The organism is Massilia consociata (assembly GCF_042432755.1).
In the GTDB taxonomy this organism is placed as follows: domain Bacteria; phylum Pseudomonadota; class Gammaproteobacteria; order Burkholderiales; family Burkholderiaceae_D; genus Telluria; species Telluria consociata.
In genome coordinates, this window is record NZ_JBHLWP010000011.1 from 158,798 (window position 1) to 179,777 (window position 20,980).

17 protein-coding genes are annotated in these 20,980 nt (G+C 65.9%); 12 read left to right on the forward strand and 5 right to left on the reverse strand.

What is annotated here, in order from left to right; genetic code table 11:
* Positions 1-9: 9 nt before the first annotated feature.
* Positions 10-648: an outer membrane lipoprotein chaperone LolA gene (gene lolA, locus ACFFJK_RS11805; RefSeq protein ID WP_379679346.1), complete on the reverse strand. Its 639-nt coding sequence runs from the start codon at positions 646-648 to the stop codon at positions 10-12.
* A gap of 102 nt (positions 649-750) precedes the next feature.
* On the reverse strand, positions 751-3,270 hold the full coding sequence (locus tag ACFFJK_RS11810) for a DNA translocase FtsK (protein ID WP_379679348.1): 2,520 nt from the start codon (positions 3,268-3,270) through the stop codon (positions 751-753).
* A 249-nt stretch (positions 3,271-3,519) separates the two neighbouring features.
* Here ACFFJK_RS11810 and trxB point away from each other — a divergent pair, with 249 nt between their 5' ends.
* The 4 genes from trxB to ACFFJK_RS11830 all read left to right on the forward strand — a co-directional run bounded on the left by trxB (position 3,520) and on the right by ACFFJK_RS11830 (position 8,352).
* Positions 3,520-4,485, forward strand: coding sequence for a thioredoxin-disulfide reductase (gene trxB, locus ACFFJK_RS11815; protein ID WP_379679349.1), 966 nt, complete (start codon positions 3,520-3,522; stop codon positions 4,483-4,485).
* Positions 4,486-4,533: 48 nt separating this feature from the next.
* Entirely contained in the window at positions 4,534-5,202 is a 669-nt protein-coding gene (locus tag ACFFJK_RS11820) for a Smr/MutS family protein (protein WP_379679351.1), read from the forward strand.
* Positions 5,203-5,318: 116 nt separating this feature from the next.
* Positions 5,319-7,505 (forward strand): ATP-binding protein, encoded by a 2,187-nt coding sequence (locus ACFFJK_RS11825; protein ID WP_379679352.1) that lies wholly within the window; start codon positions 5,319-5,321, stop codon positions 7,503-7,505.
* A 241-nt stretch (positions 7,506-7,746) separates the two neighbouring features.
* Complete coding sequence (locus ACFFJK_RS11830) at positions 7,747-8,352, forward strand: trimeric intracellular cation channel family protein (protein WP_036250491.1); 606 nt, start codon at positions 7,747-7,749, stop codon at positions 8,350-8,352.
* A 24-nt stretch (positions 8,353-8,376) separates the two neighbouring features.
* On the opposite strand, the gene ACFFJK_RS11835 is transcribed toward ACFFJK_RS11830, so the two are convergent.
* On the reverse strand, positions 8,377-8,715 hold the full coding sequence (locus ACFFJK_RS11835; RefSeq protein ID WP_379679353.1) for a P-II family nitrogen regulator: 339 nt from the start codon (positions 8,713-8,715) through the stop codon (positions 8,377-8,379).
* 25 nt (positions 8,716-8,740) lie between these two features.
* On the reverse strand, positions 8,741-10,789 hold the full coding sequence (locus ACFFJK_RS11840) for an NAD(+) synthase (RefSeq protein ID WP_379679354.1): 2,049 nt from the start codon (positions 10,787-10,789) through the stop codon (positions 8,741-8,743).
* 93 nt (positions 10,790-10,882) lie between these two features.
* On the opposite strand from ACFFJK_RS11840, the gene ACFFJK_RS11845 reads away from it, so the two are divergent.
* Both ACFFJK_RS11845 and ACFFJK_RS11850 read left to right on the forward strand, forming a co-directional pair.
* Positions 10,883-12,064: a GNAT family N-acetyltransferase gene (locus ACFFJK_RS11845; RefSeq protein ID WP_379679356.1), complete on the forward strand. Its 1,182-nt coding sequence runs from the start codon at positions 10,883-10,885 to the stop codon at positions 12,062-12,064.
* 86 nt (positions 12,065-12,150) lie between these two features.
* Positions 12,151-12,552, forward strand: a complete 402-nt coding sequence (locus tag ACFFJK_RS11850; RefSeq protein WP_379679358.1) for a hypothetical protein — start codon at positions 12,151-12,153, stop codon at positions 12,550-12,552.
* A gap of 88 nt (positions 12,553-12,640) precedes the next feature.
* Here the strand turns inward: ACFFJK_RS11850 and ACFFJK_RS11855 are convergent, their stop codons facing one another.
* On the reverse strand, positions 12,641-13,561 hold the full coding sequence (locus ACFFJK_RS11855) for a LysR family transcriptional regulator (protein WP_379679359.1): 921 nt from the start codon (positions 13,559-13,561) through the stop codon (positions 12,641-12,643).
* Between the two features lie 272 nt (positions 13,562-13,833).
* Between ACFFJK_RS11855 and ACFFJK_RS11860 the strand changes: the two genes are divergently transcribed.
* From ACFFJK_RS11860 to ACFFJK_RS11885, 6 genes are all read left to right on the forward strand, one after another.
* Positions 13,834-16,122 (forward strand): TonB-dependent receptor, encoded by a 2,289-nt coding sequence (locus ACFFJK_RS11860; protein WP_379679360.1) that lies wholly within the window; start codon positions 13,834-13,836, stop codon positions 16,120-16,122.
* Positions 16,123-16,273: 151 nt separating this feature from the next.
* Entirely contained in the window at positions 16,274-17,167 is an 894-nt protein-coding gene (locus tag ACFFJK_RS11865) for an alpha/beta fold hydrolase (RefSeq protein WP_379679361.1), read from the forward strand.
* A gap of 32 nt (positions 17,168-17,199) precedes the next feature.
* Positions 17,200-18,402, forward strand: a complete 1,203-nt coding sequence (locus ACFFJK_RS11870; protein WP_379679362.1) for a substrate-binding domain-containing protein — start codon at positions 17,200-17,202, stop codon at positions 18,400-18,402.
* A gap of 1 nt (position 18,403) precedes the next feature.
* A complete protein-coding gene (locus tag ACFFJK_RS11875) occupies positions 18,404-19,186 on the forward strand; it encodes an ABC transporter ATP-binding protein (RefSeq protein ID WP_379679363.1) in 783 nt (260 codons plus the stop codon).
* On the forward strand, positions 19,179-19,916 hold the full coding sequence (locus ACFFJK_RS11880) for an ABC transporter ATP-binding protein (protein ID WP_379679668.1): 738 nt from the start codon (positions 19,179-19,181) through the stop codon (positions 19,914-19,916). The genes ACFFJK_RS11875 and ACFFJK_RS11880 overlap by 8 nt, the downstream gene beginning before the upstream one ends.
* A 23-nt stretch (positions 19,917-19,939) precedes the next feature.
* Positions 19,940-20,980: a branched-chain amino acid ABC transporter permease gene (locus tag ACFFJK_RS11885; RefSeq protein ID WP_379679364.1), complete on the forward strand. Its 1,041-nt coding sequence runs from the start codon at positions 19,940-19,942 to the stop codon at positions 20,978-20,980.

Genomic DNA, 20,980 nt, shown 5'->3' on the forward strand with positions numbered 1-20,980 from the left:
TATCGGGGCTTACTGGTTGACGACGTCGGCGCCCTTCGGCACCTCGAACCTGAACTGCTGGGCGCCCAGCGCCGGGTTGCGCTGGAAGTTGGAGAACTTCAGCACCGAGACCTGGCCGAACTGGTCCTTCAGCTCCATCGCCACCGGCACCCCGCCCTTTAATCCGATGCCGATCTGCTCGAAGGTCGTGTCCTTGGTCTTCGGCACCGCGGTCAGCCATTCGGCGCCGTCGCGCTCGCCCGCCTCGGAGAGCGTGAAGTTCTTCTCCAGGTCGTTGCTGCCGAACAGGATCGCGGCCGGCGAGGAGCCCAGGGCGTTGCCCAGCTTGCGGGTGGTGACCTGGTTCAGGTCCTTGTCGTAGATGTACAGCGTTTCGCCGTCGGCCTGCAGCAGTTGCTCGTACGGCTTCTGGTAGGTCCAGATGAACTTGCCGGGGCGGGCGAACACGAAGCTGCCGCTCGAGACCGGGGCGGCCTTGCCGCTCTTGGATTTCGTGATCTGCTGCTGGGTGAATTCGCCCTTGGCGGATTTGGTGGTGGCGACGAAGCTCTTGAACTGGTCGAGGGCGGCGGCGTGGACGGTGCCGGATGCCAGGACAGCTGCGGTCGCGAACAACGCGACGAATGCGGATTGTTTGGTTGCTTGCATACGTATCCTTTGTTCTGCGGGCGGTTGAACGCGTGGGCGGGGGACCCGCCCACCCTACGGATGGCACCGGCATTCAGCCAGCGCTACCCCGTTCGGCCAGGGTTATTCGGCGGCAGCAGCCGGCACCAGGATGTCGCGGTTGCCGTTCGACTGCATCGGCGAGACCACCCCGCTTTGCTCCATCTGCTCGAGCAGGCGGGCGGCGCGGTTGTAGCCGATGCGCAAGTGGCGCTGCACCAGCGAGATCGAGGCGCGGCGGTTCTTGAGCACCACGGCCACGGCCTGGTCGTACAGCGCGTCGGATTCACCGCCTCCCTCGCCCGCAGGCACACCGTCGGCATTGCCTTCTTCCAGCGTGCCGCCTTCGAGAATGCCTTCAATATAGTTCGGTTCACCGAGCGACTGCAGATGTTTTACAACTCGATGCACTTCGTCGTCCGAGACGAAGGCGCCGTGCACGCGGATCGGCAGGCCGGTACCCGGCGGCATGTACAGCATGTCGCCCATGCCCAGCAGCGTCTCGGCGCCCATCTGGTCGAGAATCGTGCGCGAGTCGATCTTGCTCGATACCTGGAAGGCGATACGGGTCGGGATGTTCGCCTTGATCAGGCCGGTGATCACGTCCACCGACGGGCGCTGGGTCGCCAGGATCAGGTGGATGCCGGCCGCACGCGCCTTCTGGGCGATACGGGCGATCAGTTCTTCCACCTTCTTGCCCACCACCATCATCAGGTCGGCCAGTTCGTCGATGATGATGACGATGGTCGGCAGCTTCTCGAGCGGTTCCGGATTGTCGGGCGAGATCGAGAACGGGTTCGGGATGTGCTCCTCGCGCTTGGCCGCTTCCAGGATCTTGGCGTTGTAGCCGGCCAGGTTGCGCACGCCGAGCTTGCTCATCAACTTGTAGCGGCGCTCCATTTCGTTCACGGCCCAGTTCAGCGCGTGGCCGGCCTGGCGCATGTCGGTCACGACCGGCGCCAGCAGGTGCGGGATGCCCTCGTACACCGACATTTCCAGCATCTTCGGGTCGATCAGGATCAGGCGCACGTCCGCCGGGTCGGATTTGTAGAGCAGCGACAGGATGGTCGCGTTGATGCCTACCGATTTACCCGAACCGGTGGTACCCGCCACCAGCAGGTGCGGCATCTTGGCCAGGTCGGCGATCACCGGCTTGCCGGCGATGTCCTTGCCCAGCGCGACGGTCAGGTTGGACGGGGCGTCGCCGTACACCTTGGAGCCGACGATCTCCGACAGGCGCACGATCTGGCGCTTCGGATTCGGCAGCTCGAGCGCCATGTAGTTCTTGCCCGGGATGGTCTCGACCACGCGGATCGAGGTGAGCGAGAGCGAACGCGCCAGGTCGCGCGCCAGGTTGACGATCTGGCTGCCCTTGACGCCGGTGGCCGGCTCGATCTCGTAGCGGGTGACGACCGGGCCCGGGTAGGCCGCCACGACCTTGGCTTCGACGCCGAAGTCGGACAGCTTCTTCTCGATCAGGCGGCTGGTGAATTCCAGGGTCTCGACGGCCACGGCTTCCTGGGCCGGCGGCGGTTCGTCCAGCAGCGCCAGCGGCGGCAGCGGCGAATCCGCGGCCAGTTCGCGGAACAGCGGCGTCTGGCGTTCCTTTTCGGCGCGCTCGGACTTGGGCACGTTGACCATCTGCGGCTCGATCTTGATGGTCGAGGCCGCGGTTGCGCCCGGCGATGCGGCCGAAGGCGCCGCCAGTGCCTCGGCAGGCGGAATCGAGGGCGGCAGGATGGCCGGCTCGGGGCGTGGCGCCGGACGTGCATCGGCGCCCATGTCGGCATGCGGTTCCAGCATCGGCTCGGCCTTGACGATCGGGGTCGGGGCCGGATGCTTCTCGGTGTATTTCTGGCGTTCCTGGACGACGACTTCGTCGCGCTTGACGGCCGCGGCTTCGCCCTGCCTGCGGTCTTCGCGGTCTTCCATGCGCAGGCGGAACCAGTCGACGCTGGCCTCGACCGCCGCGCCGATGCGCTCGGCCACGGCCAGCCACGACACCTGGAAGAACAGCGAAAAGCCCAGGCCGAACAGCAGCAGGAGCAGCAGCGTGGCGCCGGTGAAGCCGAAGGCGACGTGGGCCGAATGGCCGATCAGCTGGCCCAGCACGCCGCCGGCGGCGCGCGGCAGCTCAACGTTCCACGACCACATGCGCAGGTATTCCAGTCCCAGGCTGCCGGCCAGCATGATGGCGAAGCCGGTCCAGCGCACGTACATCTCGCCGGCGTGCGGCGGCTCCTCGGGCGGGGCCAGCTTGTCGGTCAGGCGACGCCAGCCCTTCCACACCCCGCGCAGGAAGATCACGCCCCACCACCAGGCCGAGAAACCGAAGATGAACAGCAGCAGATCGGACAGCCAGGCGCCGGCCTTGCCGCCCAGGTTGGCGATCTTCGGCACCGCGTTGGCGTGCGACCAGCCCGGGTCGCCCTTGTTATAGCTCAATAAAATAAGGACGAAATACAGGAAGGCGACGGCCATCGCGATCCAGCGCGCTTCCGACAGGAGGCGCGAAAGACGCCCCGGCAGCGGCTGGCGCGAGGCGCGCGTGCTTTGTGCGGTGCGGGTGTATCCTGACGGGCTGGCTTGGCTGTTCTTGCTCATTGCGCGGTGCTGCTGAATGGTTCCACTGAAGTGTTCGCTAACGCGATCCGTGCATTCTAAGCGATATACCGCCGAGCCGGTCCACGATTCATGCTGGTGTGCATCATCGTCTATAATCCTGTGTTGCACGCATGTTGCATGCTTGTCGCATTTCCGGCCTTGATTCTTGCGCGGGCCACCCCCAATTTCCGTCTGTTCACGCTTGTCCAGCGCTGTTCACCGCTTGATTACATTGATACGAAGCCTTCCATGACTACATCCAAACACGCCAAAGTCCTGATTCTCGGTTCCGGTCCTGCCGGCTACAGCGCCGCCGTCTATGCCGCGCGCGCCAACCTGAAGCCGATGCTGGTGACCGGCGTCGAACAGGGCGGCCAGCTGATGACCACGACCGACGTCGAGAACTGGCCGGGCGATCCGCTGGGCGTGCAGGGCCCGGAACTGATGCAGCGCCTGCTGCAGCATGCGGAACGCTTCAACACCGAGATCGTGTTCGACCACATCCACACCACCTACCTGAACGAGAAGCCGATCCGCCTGGTGGGCGACTCGCACGAGTTCACCTGCGACGCCCTGATCATCGCCACCGGCGCCTCGGCCCAGTACCTCGGCCTGCCGTCGGAACAGGAATTCATGGGCAAGGGCGTGTCGGCCTGCGCCACCTGCGACGGCTTCTTCTACCGTAACCAGGAAGTGGCCGTCATCGGCGGCGGCAATACCGCAGTCGAGGAAGCGCTGTACCTGGCGGGCATCGCCTCGAAGGTCACCGTGATCCACCGCCGCGACAAGTTCCGCGCCGAGCCGATCCTGGTCGACCGCCTGATGCACAAGGTTAGCGAAGGCAAGATCGTCCTGGAACTGAACCACACCCTGGACGAGGTCCTGGGCGACCAGAGCGGCGTGACCGGGCTACGCATCAAGTCGACCGTCAGCGGCGAAACCAAGGACCTGGGCGTGCACGGCCTGTTCGTGGCGATCGGCCACAAGCCGAACACCGGCATCTTCGAAGGCCAGCTCGAGATGCAGAACGGCTACATCCGGACCCGTTCGGGCCTTGACGGCATGGCGACCGCCACCAGCGTACCGGGCGTGTTCGCGGCCGGCGACGTGCAGGACCACGTTTACCGCCAGGCGATCACCAGCTCGGGCACCGGCTGCATGGCCGCGCTCGATGCGCAGCGCTACCTGGAGGCGCTGGAAGACTCGCCGGCATAACTGTATAGGAAGAGCGCCCGGCAATGAATTGTCGGGTGCGAAAAGGGCATGAAGGACTTTTCTGAACTCAAGGGCCTGCGCGACAAGCTCAAGGAAGACGAGCGCCTGCGCGCCATCGAGAAGGCCGAGCGCGAGAAGCGCGAGCGCATCGCGCGCGAACGCGCCGTGGAATTCCGCGGCGCGATGCAGGGCGTGAAGAAACTGCCCGAATCGGACCGCTACGTCTACCGCCCGGTGTACGTGCCCTCGGAACGCGGCTTCCAGGACCGCAAGCCGGGCATGCCCCTGACAGAGGAAGAAGAAATCCAGGCCGTCCTGCGCGAATCGCTGTCCGACCTGTTCGACGTCGAAGGCCTGCTCGACGAAGACCCTTCCCTGAGCTACGCCCAGCCCGGCGTCGGCCCGGACGTGGTGCGCAAGCTGCGCAAGCGCCACTGGCCGGTACAGGACGAGCTCGACCTGCACGGCATGAACCGCGACCAGGCGCGCGACGCCCTCACGGATTTCCTGCACCACGCCAACCGCCGGGGCGTGCGCTGCGTGCGCATCGTCCACGGCATCGGCTACGGCTCACCCAAGGGCCAGCCCGTGTTGCGTGGCATCGTGCACAGCTGGCTGGTGCAAAAAAACGAAGTCGTGGCCTTCTGCGTTGCCGGGAAGAAGGATGGCGGCCACGGCGCCCTGATCGCGCTGCTGCGTCCCGCCCTGCTCGAGTGAGGGAACGTACGGAATACAACGCGGACACGCCAGTAGAATGTGTCCTGATATGTATTCGCTGTACAATGCGCTCGACCGGTAATTGCCGGATTTGACGAGAAGGGAATGGTGGCGAATTGAAGGGTACTTCAGTGGTTCCGATGGAGCATGGCCGCCAGGTCGACCTGCTCAACTGTGCAGACGAGCCGATCCACATTCCCGGTTCCATCCAGCCGCACGGCGCCCTCCTCTTCTTCAACGCCGAAGGCGCGCTCGAAGGCTGGAGCGCGAATGCCGGCGCCCTGCTCGGCGTCGAACTGGAACCCGGCGCCCCGTACGCCTCGCTGGCGCTGCCGCCTGCGGCACTCGAACTCCTGCTCGACTACCTGGGGCCCGGCGATGCCGAACTGACGCCCTCGACCGTGCCGGTCTGCGTCAACGGCACCGATTACGACTGCGTCGTGCACGCCGCCTTCGGCCGGGTCGTTGCCGAATTCGAGCAGCGCGAAGTCGGCGCCGACGAGGTGGCCCGCTTCGCGGTGAAGGCGCATGCCTCGATCGACCGGCTGCGCCGCCAGAAGACCATCGATGGCCTGCTGTCGATCGCGGTGGACCAGATCCGCGAGATCACCGGCTTCGACCGCGTGATGGCCTACCGCTTCCGCCCGGACGACAGCGGCGACGTGGTTGCCGAGAGCCGGCGCGAGGATCTCGTGCCCTACCTCGGCCAGCGCTACCCGGCCTCGGACATCCCGGCCCAGGCGCGCCGCCTGTACATCCTGAATACCCTGCGCTCCATCGTCGACGTGCAGTACGAAGCCATGCCGCTGCTCGGCGCCCCGGACGCGATGGCGCTCGACATGAGCCATTCCGTCCTGCGCAGCGTCTCACCGGTACACATCGAATACCTGAAGAACATGGGCGTGGGCGCCTCGATGAGCGTGTCGATCGTGATCAACGGCCGCCTGTGGGGGCTGATCGCCTGCCACCACATGTCGCGCAAGCTCGTGCCCTACTCGATCCGCATGGCGGCCGACGTGCTGGCGCAGGTGATGGGTTCGACCATCCACAGCATCGAGTCGCGCCTGGAAAGCCAGATGGTCGAACGCTCCGCCTCCACGCGCACCAAGCTGGTCGAAGATTTGCTGCTCGAAGACGACCCGCTCGAGACCTTCGGCCGCTTCGCCGATGCGATCCTGGCGGCCACCCAAGCCCAGGCCCAGGTCACCAGCTACTACGGCAGGATCCGCGTGCACGGCGACGTTCCCGAAGACCTGGCCGAGGCCATCGTCGCCTCGCTGCCCGAGACGCACGACCTGGTGGTGCGCGAGAAGCTGGACGACTGGCCGGAGCCGGTCCGCGCCCGGCTGGGCAAGTGGGTCGGGCTGCTGGCGCTGCCCTTCGACCCGGCAGCCAATGGCTGGAACGTGCTGCTGCGCGTCGAGCAGATCGAACAGGTCGCCTGGGGCGGTCGGCCCGAAAAGACCACCACCTTCGGTCCGCTGGGCGAGCGTCTGACGCCGCGCGGCTCGTTCGACGCCTGGTACGAAACGGTGCGCGGCCATGCGCACCCGTGGGAATCGACCATCCTGGCCAATGGCCGCCTGACGCTGGCCGAACTGGTGCGGGTGATGACGTCGCGCCGCGCGCAGACCGAAGCCACGCGCGCCCAGTTGCTGGCCATGCTGGGCCACGACCTGCGCGACCCGCTCCACTCGATCAACATGGCCGGCATGGTGCTGGAAAAAGGCAGCGCCCAGCCGACGCTGGGCAAGCGCATCCAGTCCTCCACCAGCCGCATGCAACGCATGATCAGCCAGGTGCTGGACATGAGCCGCATCGACGGCGGCCTGGGCCTGGGCGTGACGCTCGAGCCGGTCAACCTGACGGCGCTGGTGGAAGACCTGATCGACGAAGCGCGCCTGGCCTACCCGACCATTCCCTTCCAGCTCACCTGCGACGAGCCGGCCATGGTGAATGCCGACAGCGGACGGATGGGGCAGGTGCTGTCCAACCTGCTGAGCAATGCGCGCCACCACGGCGAAGCCGGCAAGCCGGTACGGGTATGCGTGAAGGTGGAAGGCCGCGAAGCGGTCGTCGACGTCTGCAACACCGGCGCACCGATCGCGCCCGAGATCGTGACCACGCTGTTCAACCCCTTCAAGCGCGCGTCGCTGAACAACCCGCGCAACCGCACGGGCATGGGCCTGGGGCTGTACATCGCGCAGCAGATCGTGCGCGAGCACCATGGCGAGATCGCGTACCGCCATGACGGCAACGAAGTCATCTTTTCGGTACGGCTGCCGCTGCTGGATCAAACCTGAACAACCGGTGCCCTCATCGGTGCCCGGCCACCGTGGTTTGAGCTGCCCCCATTGTAGGGTGCACGGCTTCGCCGTGCGCGCGTTCAACCGTCGGATCTGCTGTGGCTTGTCACGCCGGAGCTGAACGCGCGGGCTGGGCGCCTCCCGTCGCAAGCCGACCGCCCTACGCCACATCAGGGGCCGTTCCGTAAATGCTGAACGGCATGGTAGTCTAGCAAGGACTACGGCTCTCCTTCTCCGCATGACCCTCATCAAGTTCATCGAAATCATGGCGATCCTGGTCGGCGCCTTCTCCGGCTTCATCGAAGCCCGGCGCAAGCGCATGGATTTGGTGGGCGTCTTCACGGTGGCCTTCATCACCGCCTTCGGCGGCGGCACCTTGCGCGACATCCTGCTCGACCGGCGGCCGCTGTTCTGGGTCATCCACCAGGAGTACGCGATCCTGATCTTCGTGCTGGCCCTGGTGGCTTCGCCCCTGATCCGCACGCTGCGCCAGATCGTCTCGGAACGCCTCATCGTCATCGCCGACGCCGTAGGCCTTGGATTGTTCTCGGTGGCCGGCGTCTCGGCCGCGCTGGCGGCCGACATGCCGATCTTCATCGCCTCGATGATGGGGGTGATCACCGGGATTTTCGGCGGCGTGCTGCGCGACATCGTCTGCAACGAGGTGCCGATGGTGTTCCGCGACGGGAAGCCCTACGCGATCTGCGCCTTTCTCGGCAACTGGCTGTTCCTCCTGATGGGCAAGTACGGCGTGGACCCGGATTTCGCGCTGTGGTCGAGCGCGCTGTTCATCAGCGGGTTGCGCTTGATTACCTGGAAGTTCGATTTGCGGATGGGGCGCTGAGGCCCCAGCCGCGACAGCAACTGCTTATACCGCGTCCGCCCCGGTCTCGCCGGTACGGATACGGATCACCTGTTCCACGTTCTGGACAAAAATCTTGCCGTCACCGATCTTGCCGGTGCGGGCCGCCTTGATGATGGCGTCGACCACGCTGTCGGCCATCGCATCGTCCACCACCACTTCGATCTTCACCTTCGGCAGGAAGTCGACCACGTACTCGGCGCCGCGGTAGAGCTCGGTATGGCCCTTCTGGCGGCCGAAGCCCTTCACTTCGGTGACCGTCAGGCCGGTGACGTTCACGTCGGCCAGCGCTTCGCGCACCTCGTCCAGCTTGAACGGTTTGATCACGCAGGTAATCTGTTTCATTTTCTTGTCTCTCTAAAACACAGGATTAGTCAGGGATATTCTTGAGGTCGTCCATCCACACGGTGGCTTCGGAATCCGACGGTGCGCGCCAGTCGCCGCGTGGGGACAGCGAACCGCCGTTGCCGACCTTCGGCCCGTTCGGCACGCAGGTACGCTTGAACTGGCTGGTCTTGAAGAAGCGCCACAGGAAGATGCCCAGGTTCTTCTTGATCGCGCCCAGTTCATACTGGTTGCGCACCGTTGCGGCGTTCGGCCACCTGCCCTGCTCGCGGTCGTGCCAGGCGCTCCAGGAAAGGAAGGCCACCTTGCTCGGCTTGAAGCCGTAGCGGATCGTGTAATACAGGTTGAAGTCCTGCAGCTCGTACGGGCCAATGACATCCTCGGTGACCTGCGCGGGCTTGCTGTCCTGTTCTCCGCCCGGCACCAGCTCGGGGCTGATCTCGGTGTCGAGGATCTTGAGCAGCACGTCCTTGCCGTTCTCGACCACCGCGCCGGTCTCGGCCACCCAGCGCACCAGGTAGGAGATCAGGGTCTTGGGCACGCTCGCATTCACGTTGTAGTGCGACATGTGGTCGCCCACGCCGTAGGTGCACCAGCCCAGCGCCAGCTCGGACAGGTCGCCGGTGCCGATCACGATCCCGTTGTGGAAGTTCGCCAGGCGGAACAGGTGGTTGGTGCGCTCGCCCGCCTGCACGTTTTCAAACGTGATGTCGTATTCCGCCTTGCCCTCCACGTAGGGGTGGCCGAGGTCCTTGAGCATCTGGATGCAGCTCGGGCGGATGTCGATCAGCTGGGCGCTGCAGCCCACCGCCGCCATCAGGTCGTTGGCCTGCCTGAGCGTGCGTTCGCTGGTGGCGAAGCCCGGCATGGTGTAGGCCAGGATGTTGGTGCGTGGCAGGCCGAGGCGGTCCATGGCCTTGGCGCACACCAGCAGCGCGTGGGTCGAATCCAGGCCGCCGGAGACCCCGATCACGACTTTCTTGAAGCCTGTGGCGGACAAACGCTGGATCAGGGCCTGCACCTGGATGTTGTAGACCTCGGTGCAGCGCTCGTCGCGGCGCGCCTGGTCGGCCGGCACATAGGGAAAGCGTTCGACGGTGCGGGCCAGGGGCATGTCGCGCTCCAACGGCAGGTCGAGCCCGAACGCTACCCGCCGGAACTTCGCCACCTCTTCCGCATGGCGGCGCACCGACTGCGCGAAGGTGGTGGCATGCATGCGCTCGTTGGACAGGCGGTCGAGGTCGACGTCGGCGAAGATCACGGTTGACTCGTCGCTGAAGCGTTCCGATTCGGCCAGCAGGTCGCCCTTCTCGTAGATCAGCGACTGGCCGTCCCAGGCCATGTCGTTGGTGGACTCGCCGCGGCCGGCCGAGGTGTACAGGTAGGCGGCCAGGCAGCGCGCCGACTGCTGGCTGACGAGCTGGTGGCGGTAGCCGCTCTTGCCCACCACGACGTTCGAGGCCGACAGGTTGACCAGCACCGTGGCGCCGGCCATGGCGGCGAACGACGACGGCGGGATCGGCACCCAGACGTCTTCGCAGATCTCGACGTGGAAGCGAAACAGCGGCAGGTTCTCGACTTCGAACAGCAGGTTCGGACCGAATGGAACCGTTGCACCGAACAGGTCGATTTGCTCGACCGCCGCGCAATCCGCGGCACTGAACTGCCGGGATTCGTAAAACTCGCCATAATTGGGCAGGAAGCTCTTGGGCACCACGCCCAGCACGCGGCCATTCGCCACGACCACGGCGCAATTGAAGAGCTGGTGGTTGACCTTCAAGGGCATGCCGACGACCAGCGCGAGCGGCAGCGACGTCGAGGCTTCGATGATCCTTGCCAGGCCGTCGAGGCAGCCGTCGAGCAGCGCGCGCTGGTGGAACAGGTCCTCGCAGCTGTAGGCCGACAGCCCGAGTTCCGGGAAGGCCGCCAGCACGGCGCCGCCGTCGGCGGCCTGGCGCGCCAGCGTAAGCGTCTGCTCGACGTTGAAAGCCGGGTCGGCGATGCGGCAACGCGGAATGGCGACGGCGACGCGGGCGAAGTGGTGCGTATAGAGGTTGAAGAATCGTTTGTTCATTGGTGAGTCTTTCGCTGGCGGCTAGCGCCGGGCTTGCCGAACAGGTCGGCCCGCAGGGTCGCAGCTCATCAATTCGTTGCTACGGATGTCATTTTGAATTATCGCACGCATATCGTTTCTTCTCTTTCGGAAATCGGGCAGGCCCGCTGGGATGCGCTGGTAAATGGGCAGGAGAGCCCCAATCCTTTCCTGTCCTACGCCTTCCTGCATGCGCTGCACGAGTCCGGCAGCGCGGCGCCCGAGACCGGCTGGCAGCCGCAGTACCTCGTGCTGTTCGACGGCGAGGAGCTCGCCGCCGCCCTGCCCCTGTACGTCAAGGGCCACTCCTACGGCGAGTACGTGTTCGACTGGGCCTGGGCCGATGCCTACGGGCGCAACGGGCTGGACTACTATCCGAAGCTGCTGTCGGCGATCCCGTTCACGCCGGTCGCCGGTCCACGCCTGATGGCGGTGGACGCGCAGGCGCGTGCGGCTTTGGTCGACGTGCTGGCGGCAACCCAGCGCGCCACCGAAGTGTCCTCCACCCACGTGCTGTTCCCGCCCGAGGAGCAGGCGCAGCAGCTGCGCGAGGCAGGCTTCCTGCTGCGCAGCGGCGTCCAGTTCCACTGGCTGAACCAGGGCTATCGGCACTTCGACGAATTCCTGGCCACGCTGGAACAAAAAAAACGCAAGAACATCCGCGCCGAACGGCGCAAGGTACGCGAGGCCGGCGTCACGCTGCGGCGGGTGCGCGGGCGCGAGGCCACGGGCGCGGATTGGCTGTTGTTCAACCGCTGCTATCGGCATACCTACAAGGCGCACCACTCGACGCCCTACCTGAACCTGGATTTCTTCCGGCGCATCGGCGAGAGCATGCCCGACAACATCCTGCTCGTGATCGCCTCGCGCGACGGGCGCGACATCGCGGCATCCTTGGTGATCCACAGCGAGACCACGCTGTTCGGGCGCTACTGGGGCGAACTGGAACACGTGCCCTGCCTGCATTTCGAATGCGCCTACTACCAGCCGCTGGAATTCTGCATCGAGCAGGGCATCGAGGCCTTCGAGGGCGGCGCCCAGGGCGAGCACAAGATGGCGCGCGGCTTCCTGCCCACGCGCACCTGGTCCGCGCACTGGCTGGCGCACCCGGCATTCGCGGATGCGATCGAGCGTTTCCTGGAGCGCGAAAAAGGCGGGATCGACGACTACATGGATGAGCTGAACGAGCGCAATCCGTTCCGGTCGGCAGCTAGCCTGCGCCCCGTGCCGGCTGCAGGCACTGCGCCCGCCACGTGACAATCAGTGGATTTTCGGGGGCGCTGCCGTGCTATCGTCCCGCCCGATGCAAGCCTGCTTCCCTCATCTAACCAGAATGAACCGGCATGGACCTCATACTGACTCTCCTGTTTGTCGCACTCGCCGTCTGGCACGGCTGGCGGCGCTTCAAGAGCGGGATATATTATGGCGGCGACCGCAGCATTCTCGTGCGGGTGGACGAGGAGTTCCGCCAGCTGCGCGTGTCGAGCGAGCGTCGCGACATGTGTTTCGATGGGCGGACGGCGCACATCGTCAAGCAGAACGAGGAAGGAAGGGCGGACGGCGACGGGGCCAACTACGTCGTGGTCCGCGTGTTCCGGTACGCGCGCAATCCGCAAGGCGAGTATTTTTACTTTATCTCGGAGGGCAATGGCCGGCCCTACTTCAAGCACATCTCGCAGCAGAACGCGAAGATCGCGCTCGGCAAGCGCTATATCGCCCCCTCATCCACGCCCTCGTTCGGATGAAGCCGGAGGACCCGCCCTGCCCTGTGGCCGGCGCCCTTCCCCCGATGCTCCGCTTGGTGTCGTGGTGCCGAGCCGACAAGCGCCCTGCTCATGGCGTGGGCAGGCCCGCCTCGTCCTGCACGAACAGGTCCGGATGGCTCTCCGCGCACTCGCGCAGCAGGTTCCACACCACCTTCACGCGGCGCAGGCGGTACAGGTCGGTCGGCGCCGCCAGCCAGAACGAACGCTCGGCCTGGAAGCCCGGCAGCACCCGCACCAGGCGGCCGTCGTCGGGAACCGCATACGGCGGCGCCATCATCAGGCCCATGCCGAGCGAGGCGGCTTCGAGCTGTGCGGTCATGCCCGAACAGCAGATGCGCCGGCGCGGCGTGAAGCCCAGTTCGTTCAGGTAGGAGAGTTCGCGGCTGGCCAGGCGGTCCTGCACGTAGTCGACGAAGTCGTGGCGCGCCAGGTCGGCCTGGGTCCGGATCGGCGGGTGCCTGGCCAGGTAGGTGGGCGAGGCGTACAGGTAGAAGTGGAAGGACGCCAGGCGGGTGACCATGTAGCGGCCGGTGGTGGGCGGGTCGAGCATCACGCCGAGGTCCGCCTCGCGGTTGGCCAGGTTGGCGAAGCGCGGCAGGTTCAACAGGTCGATCGACAGGTCCGGGTGCTGCTCGAGCAGCCTGGCCAGCAGCGGCGCCACCACGCGCACGCCGAACACCTCGGGCACGCCGAGCCGGACCACGCCGTGCGCCGCCACCTCGGCCCCGCCGATCTGCTCGGCCGCCGCCAGCGCCGCGCCTTCCATCGCCTCGGCGTGCGGCAGCAATGCCTGCCCCACCTCGGTCAACTCATACCCCTCGCGCGAACGGTCGAACAGCGTCGAGCCCAGTTGCGCCTCGAGCCGGTCGATACGGCGCGCGACGGTCGTGTGCTCGACCTCAAGACGGCGCGAAGCGCCCGACAGGGTGCCGGCGCGCGCCAGCTCCAGGAAGAATCGCAGGTCGGTCCACTCAGGCAGCGTATTCATCGGCGAACTTGTTTGATATCAAGATGACATATTGTGCACTAGTGCACATTGCGGCTGCAATGATTTGTCGCTCTTTCCATTGTGCTGCGCACAATCGGTACGCGACCGGATTCCCTCCCCGTCAGGACTCGCACGAAACCGGTACAGGTCGCTGTGCATTTTTGCACAACGGGGTGGGCGATTGTTGACTATCTAACCAAACCCAACCGAGGCACACTGCTGACCATGCGAAAACCTGAACGCATGCCGCTATCAAAAACTAGGAGACTTGAATGCGTCGCACCAACAATAAATTGAAGCTGCTCAATCCCGCCATCCAGACCGCCGTCGCCATCCTGGCCCTGACCAGCGGCGGCGCCGCGTATGCCCAGGAAGCCACCGGCGCGCCGCCGGTCGCCAATGCCGAAGAAGGCGTGAACAAGGTGGTCGTGACCGCCCGCCGCCGTGAAGAGACCCTGCAGGACGTGCCGGTCTCGGTGACCGCGTTCAGCGCCGACCAGCTCTCGAAGGTGGCGACGCCCGACATCACTGCGCTTGCCACCGCCCTGCCGAATACCACCCTGAAGGCCTCGCGCGCCACCAACTCGACCCTGACCGCCTTCATCCGCGGCGTCGGCCAGGCCGACCCGCTGGCCGGCTTCGAGTCCGGCGTCGGCATCTACATCGACGACATCTACCTGGCCCGTCCGCAGTCGGCCGTGGCCGACATCTACGACGTCGAGCGCATCGAAGTGCTGCGCGGCCCGCAAGGCACGCTGTACGGCCGCAACACCATCGGCGGCGCCGTCAAGTACGTCACCCGCAAGCTGGCGCCGCAGCAGGACATCCGCGTGCGCGCCGCTATCGGCGACTACGGCCAGCGCGAAGCGGTCCTCACCGCGAGCACCCCGGTCACCGAGAACGCGCGCATCGGCGGCACCTTCGCCAAGTTCAAGCGCGACGGCTTCGGCACCAACTTCGCCACCGGCAGGGGCAACTACGACAAGGACGTCACGGCGATGCGCCTGTCGGCCGAGTTCACCCCGACCCCGGACCTGTTCATCCGCCTCGCCGGCGACCTGACCCAGGACGACTCCAGCCCGAAGAACGGCCACCGCCTGATCGTCGGCCGCACCAGCGGCGCCCCGATCCTGTCGAACGAGTTCGACACCCGCGGCAACCTGCTCTACGCGATGGGCAGGCAGCAGGACGTCAAGGCGCACGGCGTCTCGGCCACCGTCGAATACACCCTCAACAACGAATGGACCCTGAAGTCGATCACCGCATCGCGCCGCGACCGTTCGTACGCCCCGATCGACTTCGACGCGCTGCCGGTGGTCGACATGGAAGTGCCGGCGCTGTACAAGAACGAGCAGTTCAGCCAGGAGTTCAACGTCACCTACACGGGCGAGCGCCTGCAGGGCGTGGCCGGCGTGTACTACATGGACGCCAACGCCTTCAACCACTTCGACACCATCCTGGCCGGCGCCTTCCCGAGCTCCACCTATACCCTGGGCGACATCGACACCAAGGCCTGGGCGGTCTACGCCGACGGCAGCTACAACGTGACCGACGCCTTCAGCGTGTCGGTGGGCGGCCGCTACACCGTCGACCAGCGCGACGCCGACGTCCTGCGCCAGATCTACCTGGGCCTGGGCGGTTCGCCGGCGATGGGCAATCCGGGCGCCATCCTGTTCCGCACCGACACCGACCTGCGTGGCGGCGTCCTGTCGCGCAAGGACAAGAAGTTCACCCCGCGCGTGGCCGTCAACTACAAGCTCAACAGCGACCACAACGTGTATGCCTCGTACTCCGAGGGCTTCAAGGGCGGCGGCTTCGACCCGCGCCTGAACGTGGTCGGCACCCGCATCCCGCTGGCGACCGCGCGCGCGGGCTATGAGCCGGAAACCATCGAAACCTATGAGCTGGGTTTGAAGTCGGCCTTCAACGGCGGCCGCATCACCACCAACGCGGCGGCCTTCTACAGCGACTACCAGGACGTGCAGATCCCGGGCTCGGTGGCGATCGACACCAACGGCGACGGCCGCGACGACAGCTTCGCCGGCGTGACCACCAATGCCGGCAAGGCCAAGATCAAGGGCATCGAACTGGAAGCCATCGCCAACCTGACCCCGAACTTCATGGTCGCCGGCATGTACAGCTACATCGATGCCGAGTACAAGGAATACATCGTGGCGGGCGTGAACGTGGCGAGCCAGCGCGTGTTCCAGAATACCCCGAAGAACTCGGCCAACCTGCGCGTCAACTACGACATCCCGATGCCGGTCTTCGGCCACGGCGGCAAGATCTCGCTGATCGGCAGCGCCTCGTACAAGGGTGCGACCGCCCAGTTCGAGACCCCGTCGCTGCTGGACCAGGAATCGTACAAGCTGTACGACGCGAGCATCGTCTGGACGCGCACCGACGGCAAGGTACGCGTCGGCCTGCACGGCAAGAACCTGGGCGACGAGCGCTACAAGACCGCCGGCTACCTGTTCCCGACCCTGGGCAACGAAGGCACCCTGACCGCGTTCTACGGCAACCCGCGCACCGTCACGGCGACGCTCGAGTACCGCTTCTAAGTTCCGCTCCCAAGCACTGCGCTGCCACGGCGGCGCCGCCTGGCTGGTCCCTCCGGGGCCGGCCGGGACGGTTGCAGCCCGCCGTTCGCGGCGCAGGCGCCTGACCATCACGACCGAACACCATACGAACGACCTGACAGGATAAGCCAGCGTGTCCACCTTCACACCAATCAGCTACACCAGCAGCGACGGGCTGGCGCTGTACGCGCGCGATTATTCGCCATGCGCCGCGGCAGAGGCGGCGGGCGGCCTGCCGGCGCGGCTGCCGGTCATCTGCATCCACGGCCTGACACGCAACTCGTCCGACTTCGACGAGCTGGCCCCGGAGCTGGCCCGCCTGGGACGCCGCGTGATCGCGGTCGACGTGCGCGGACGCGGCCACTCGGCGCGCGACCCGGATCCCGCCAACTACAACCCGGTGGTCTACGCCGGCGACATCGTCAAGCTGATGGAAGACCTGGGGCTGGCCCGTGCCGTCTTCATCGGCACCTCGATGGGCGGCCTGATCACCATGACCCTGGCGGCGCGCCGGCTCGACCTGATCGGCGCCGCCATCATCAACGACATCGGCCCCGTGATGTCGGTGCGCGGCCTCGAACGCATCGCCGGCTACGCGGGCCGCTGCGGCGCCCTCGCCTCCTGGGATGAGGCAGCCGGCTACCTGCGCGACATCAATGCCTGCGCCTTCCCCGCCAACAGCGACGAGGAATGGGGCAAATGGGCGCGCCGCGCCTTCGAACAGAAGGATGACGGACAGCTGGCTCTGCGTTACGATCCGAGTATCGCTACCGCGATCCAGACGGGCAAGCTGCGCCCGACCTCGTTGGCCGCGCGCATGGCGTTTCGCCGCCTGGCGCGACGCCGCCCCACGCTGCTGGTGCGCGGCGCGCTGTCCGACCTGGTCGAACCCGAGCAGGCCGAATGGATGCGCAAGGCGGCCCCGGAACTGCATTACGCCGAAGTACCCAACGTCGGCCACGCGCCCATGCTCACCGAGCCGGAAGCGCTGGACGCGATCCGCCGGTTTCTGGCGAAGGTACCCTGAGGAACACCGAAGGAACATAGAAGGAGACACCCATGAAGCACCTGATCAAACCCCTTTCCGTGGCCATCGTGGCCGCATTCGCCGCCACCGCCGCACCCGGCGTCCTGGCACAGGGCAAGGACATCAAGATCGCCCTCATCGCCGGCAAGACCGGCCCGCTCGAAGCCTATGCCAAGGAAACCGAGACCGGCTTCATGATGGGCCTGCAGTACCTTACCAACGGCACCATGCAGATCAACGGCCGGAAAATCCAGGTGATCGTCAAGGACGACCAGTCCAACCCCTCGCTCGGCCGCACGCTGCTGGCCGAAGCCTACGGCGACGACAAGGTCGACATCGCGGTCGGCACCACCTCCTCCGGCTCGGCCATCGCCATGCTGCCGGTGGCGAAGGAATACAAGAAGGTGCTGATCGTCGAGCCCGCAGTGGCCGACGCGATCACCCAGGACAAGTGGAACAAGTACGTCTTCCGTACCGCGCGCAGCTCGATGCAGGACGCGCTGGCCGCCGCCAGCACCCTGAAGTCCGGCAGCGTCGGCTTCCTGGCCCAGGACTACGCTTTCGGACGCGATGCGATCAAGGCCGGCAAGGAGGCGCTTGCCGCCACCGGCAGCAAGGCCAGGGTCGTCCATGAAGAGTACGCGCCGGCCACCACCACCGACTTCACCGCTTCCACGCAGCGCCTGTTCAACGCGCTGAAGGACAAGCCGCAGCCGCGCGTGCTGGGCATCGTCTGGGCCGGCCCGAACCCGATGAACAAGATCGCCGACATGAAGCCGGAGCGCTACGGCATCGCGCTGGCCCCGGGCGGCAACATCCTGCCGGTGATGAAGACCTGGAAGAGCTATGCCGGCACCGAAGGCACGATCTATTACTACTACGGCTTCCCGAAGAACAAGATGAACGACTGGCTGGTGCTTGAACACACCAAGCGCTTCAAGTCGCCGCCGGACATGTTCACCGCCGGCGGGATGGCCGCCGCAAGCGCGGTGCACGCCGCCCTGTCGAAGGCGCCGAACGCGAAGAACGGCGACCAGCTGGTGGCGGCCATGGAAGGCATGAGCTTCGAAACCCCGAAGGGCACCATGACCTTCCGCAAGGAAGACCACCAGGCGATCCAGCCGATGTACCACTTCCGCATCAAGAAGGACCAGAAGAACGAGTGGGACCTGCTGGAGCTGGTGCGCGAGATCCCGGCGTCCGAGATGCCGCTCCCGGTACGGAACAAGCGCTGACATGAGCGTCCAGGCATCCCAGCAACCGTCCCTGTCGACCCGCGACCTGACCATCCGCTTCGGCGGCCACGTCGCGGTGAACGCGGTGACGGCGGACTTTCATCCCGGTACCCTGACCGTCATTGTCGGCCCGAACGGGGCCGGCAAGACGACCTATTTCAACCTGATCTCTGGCCAGTTGCCCGCGACCTCGGGACAGGTGTTCGTGCGCGGCCAGGACATTACACGTGCAGGTGCCGCGAAACGAACGCGCCTGGGCGTCGGCCGCGCCTTCCAGCTGACCAACCTGTTCCCGAACCTGACCGTGGCCGAGAACGTGCGCCTGGCGGTGCAAAGCCGCGCCGGCATGGGGCTGAACTTCCTGTCGATCTGGTCGAGCCACAAGGAACTGATCGCGCGGGCCGACCATTACCTGGAGCGCGTGGCCCTGATCGGCCGGCGCGAGGCCTGGGTGCGCACGCTGTCGCACGGCGACCAGCGCAAGCTGGAAGTAGCGATCCTGCTGGCACTGGAGCCGGACATCATGATGTTCGACGAGCCGACCGCGGGCATGAGCGTGGACGAAGTGCCGGTGGTGCTCGACCTGATCCAGCAGGTGAAATCGGAACGCAACAAGACCGTGCTGCTGGTCGAGCACAAGATGGACGTGGTGCGCGCGCTGGCCGACCGCATCATCGTGCTGCACAACGGCACCCTCGTCGCGGACGGCAAGCCCGTGGAAGTCATGCAATCGAAGATCGTACAGGAAGCCTATCTTGGAACACCAGAAACCGAACATGCCTGACAAGGGGGCCGAGCCCCTGCTCACGCTGAAGGGCGTGCATACCCACATCGGCCAGTACCACATCCTGCAGGGCGTGGACCTGACCGTGCCGCGCGGCGGCCTGGCGGTCCTGCTGGGCCGTAACGGCGCCGGCAAGACCACCACGCTGCGCACCATCATGGGCTTGTGGAAGGCCAGCGCCGGCGCGATCACCTTCGACGGGCGCGACATCACGAAGATGTCCACGCCGGACATCGCCCGCCTGGGGATCGCCTATGTGCCGGAAAGCATGGCCGTGTTCTCGGACCTGACCGTGCGCGAAAACCTCTACCTGGCAGCCCGTAACGGTCCGCTGGACGAGGCGCGCGTGGACTGGATCTGCGGCTTCTTCCCGGCCCTGAAGAAATTCTGGAACTACCCGGCGGGAAACCTCTCCGGCGGCCAGAAGCAGATGGTCGCGATCGCGCGCGCGATCGTCGAGCCGAGGAAGCTGCTGCTGGTGGACGAGCCGACCAAGGGCCTGGCCCCGGCCATCGTCCAGAGCCTGATCGCCGCCTTCCGCGAGCTGAAGGATACGAGCACCACGATCCTGCTGGTCGAGCAGAACTTCAACTTCGTCCGCTCGCTCGGCGACACCGTCGGGGTGATGGACGACGGGCGCGTGGTCCATGCGGGCTCGATGGCCGCGCTTGCCGGCGACGAGGAGCTGCAGCAGCGCCTGCTCGGCCTCTCGCTCGATTCCCACCAATGAGCACACCAACAGGAACAAAGCCCATGAGCGCAACCCTTCCCCTTGCCGCCAAGGACACGCCGCTGCAGGACAACACGCCGTTGCCGAACGCGCCGCGCGACATCGCGCCGCTGCTGCTGGTGCCGGTGCTGATGCTGGCCATGCTGCCGCTGGTCGGCAGCTTCCCTACCTGGGTCACCCTGACCGTCGCCGGCCTGGCGATGGGCATGATGATCTTCATCATGGCGAGCGGCCTCACGCTCGTCTTCGGCCTGATGAGCGTGCTGAACTTCGGTCACGGCGCCTTCGTCTCGGTCGGCGCCTTCGCCGCGACCATGGTGCTGCTGCCGATGCAAGGCTGGCTCGAGATGGACTCGCTATTGATCAACCTCGGCGTGCTGGCGCTGGCGATCACGGTCGCCATGCTCGTCACCGCCCTGCTGGGCTGGGCCTTCGAGCGCGTCATCATCATGCCGGTCTACGGCCAGCACCTGAAACAGATCCTGATCACGATGGGCGGCATGATCGTGGCCGAACAGCTGATCCACGTGATCTGGGGAGCCGAAACGATCGCCCTGCCGCTGCCGACCGCGCTGCGCGGCGCGATTTTCCTGGGCGACGCGGCGGTCGAGAAGTACCGCCTGGTCGCGGTGGTGGTCGGCCTGGTCGTCTTCGTGGGCATGTTCCTGACCCTGAACCGCACCAAGATCGGCCTGCTGGTGCGCGCCGGCGTCGAGAACGGCGAAATGGTCGAGGCGCTCGGCTACCGCATCAAGAGCCTGTTCGTGGCCGTGTTCGCGGCCGGTTCCGCGCTGGCCGGCCTGGGCGGCGTGCTGTGGGGCCTGTACAAGGAAACGCTGAATGCCGCGATGGGCGGCGAGATCATGGTCATGATCTTCATCGTCATCATCATCGGCGGCCTCGGCTCGGTGGGCGGCTGCTTCATCGGCGCCCTGCTCATGGCCCTGGTGGCCAATTACGCCGGCTTCCTGGCGCCGAAGGTCGCGCTGGTCTCGAACATCATCCTGATGATCGCGATCCTGCTGTGGCGCCCGGCCGGCCTGTACTCGAAAATGCGGGGTTGA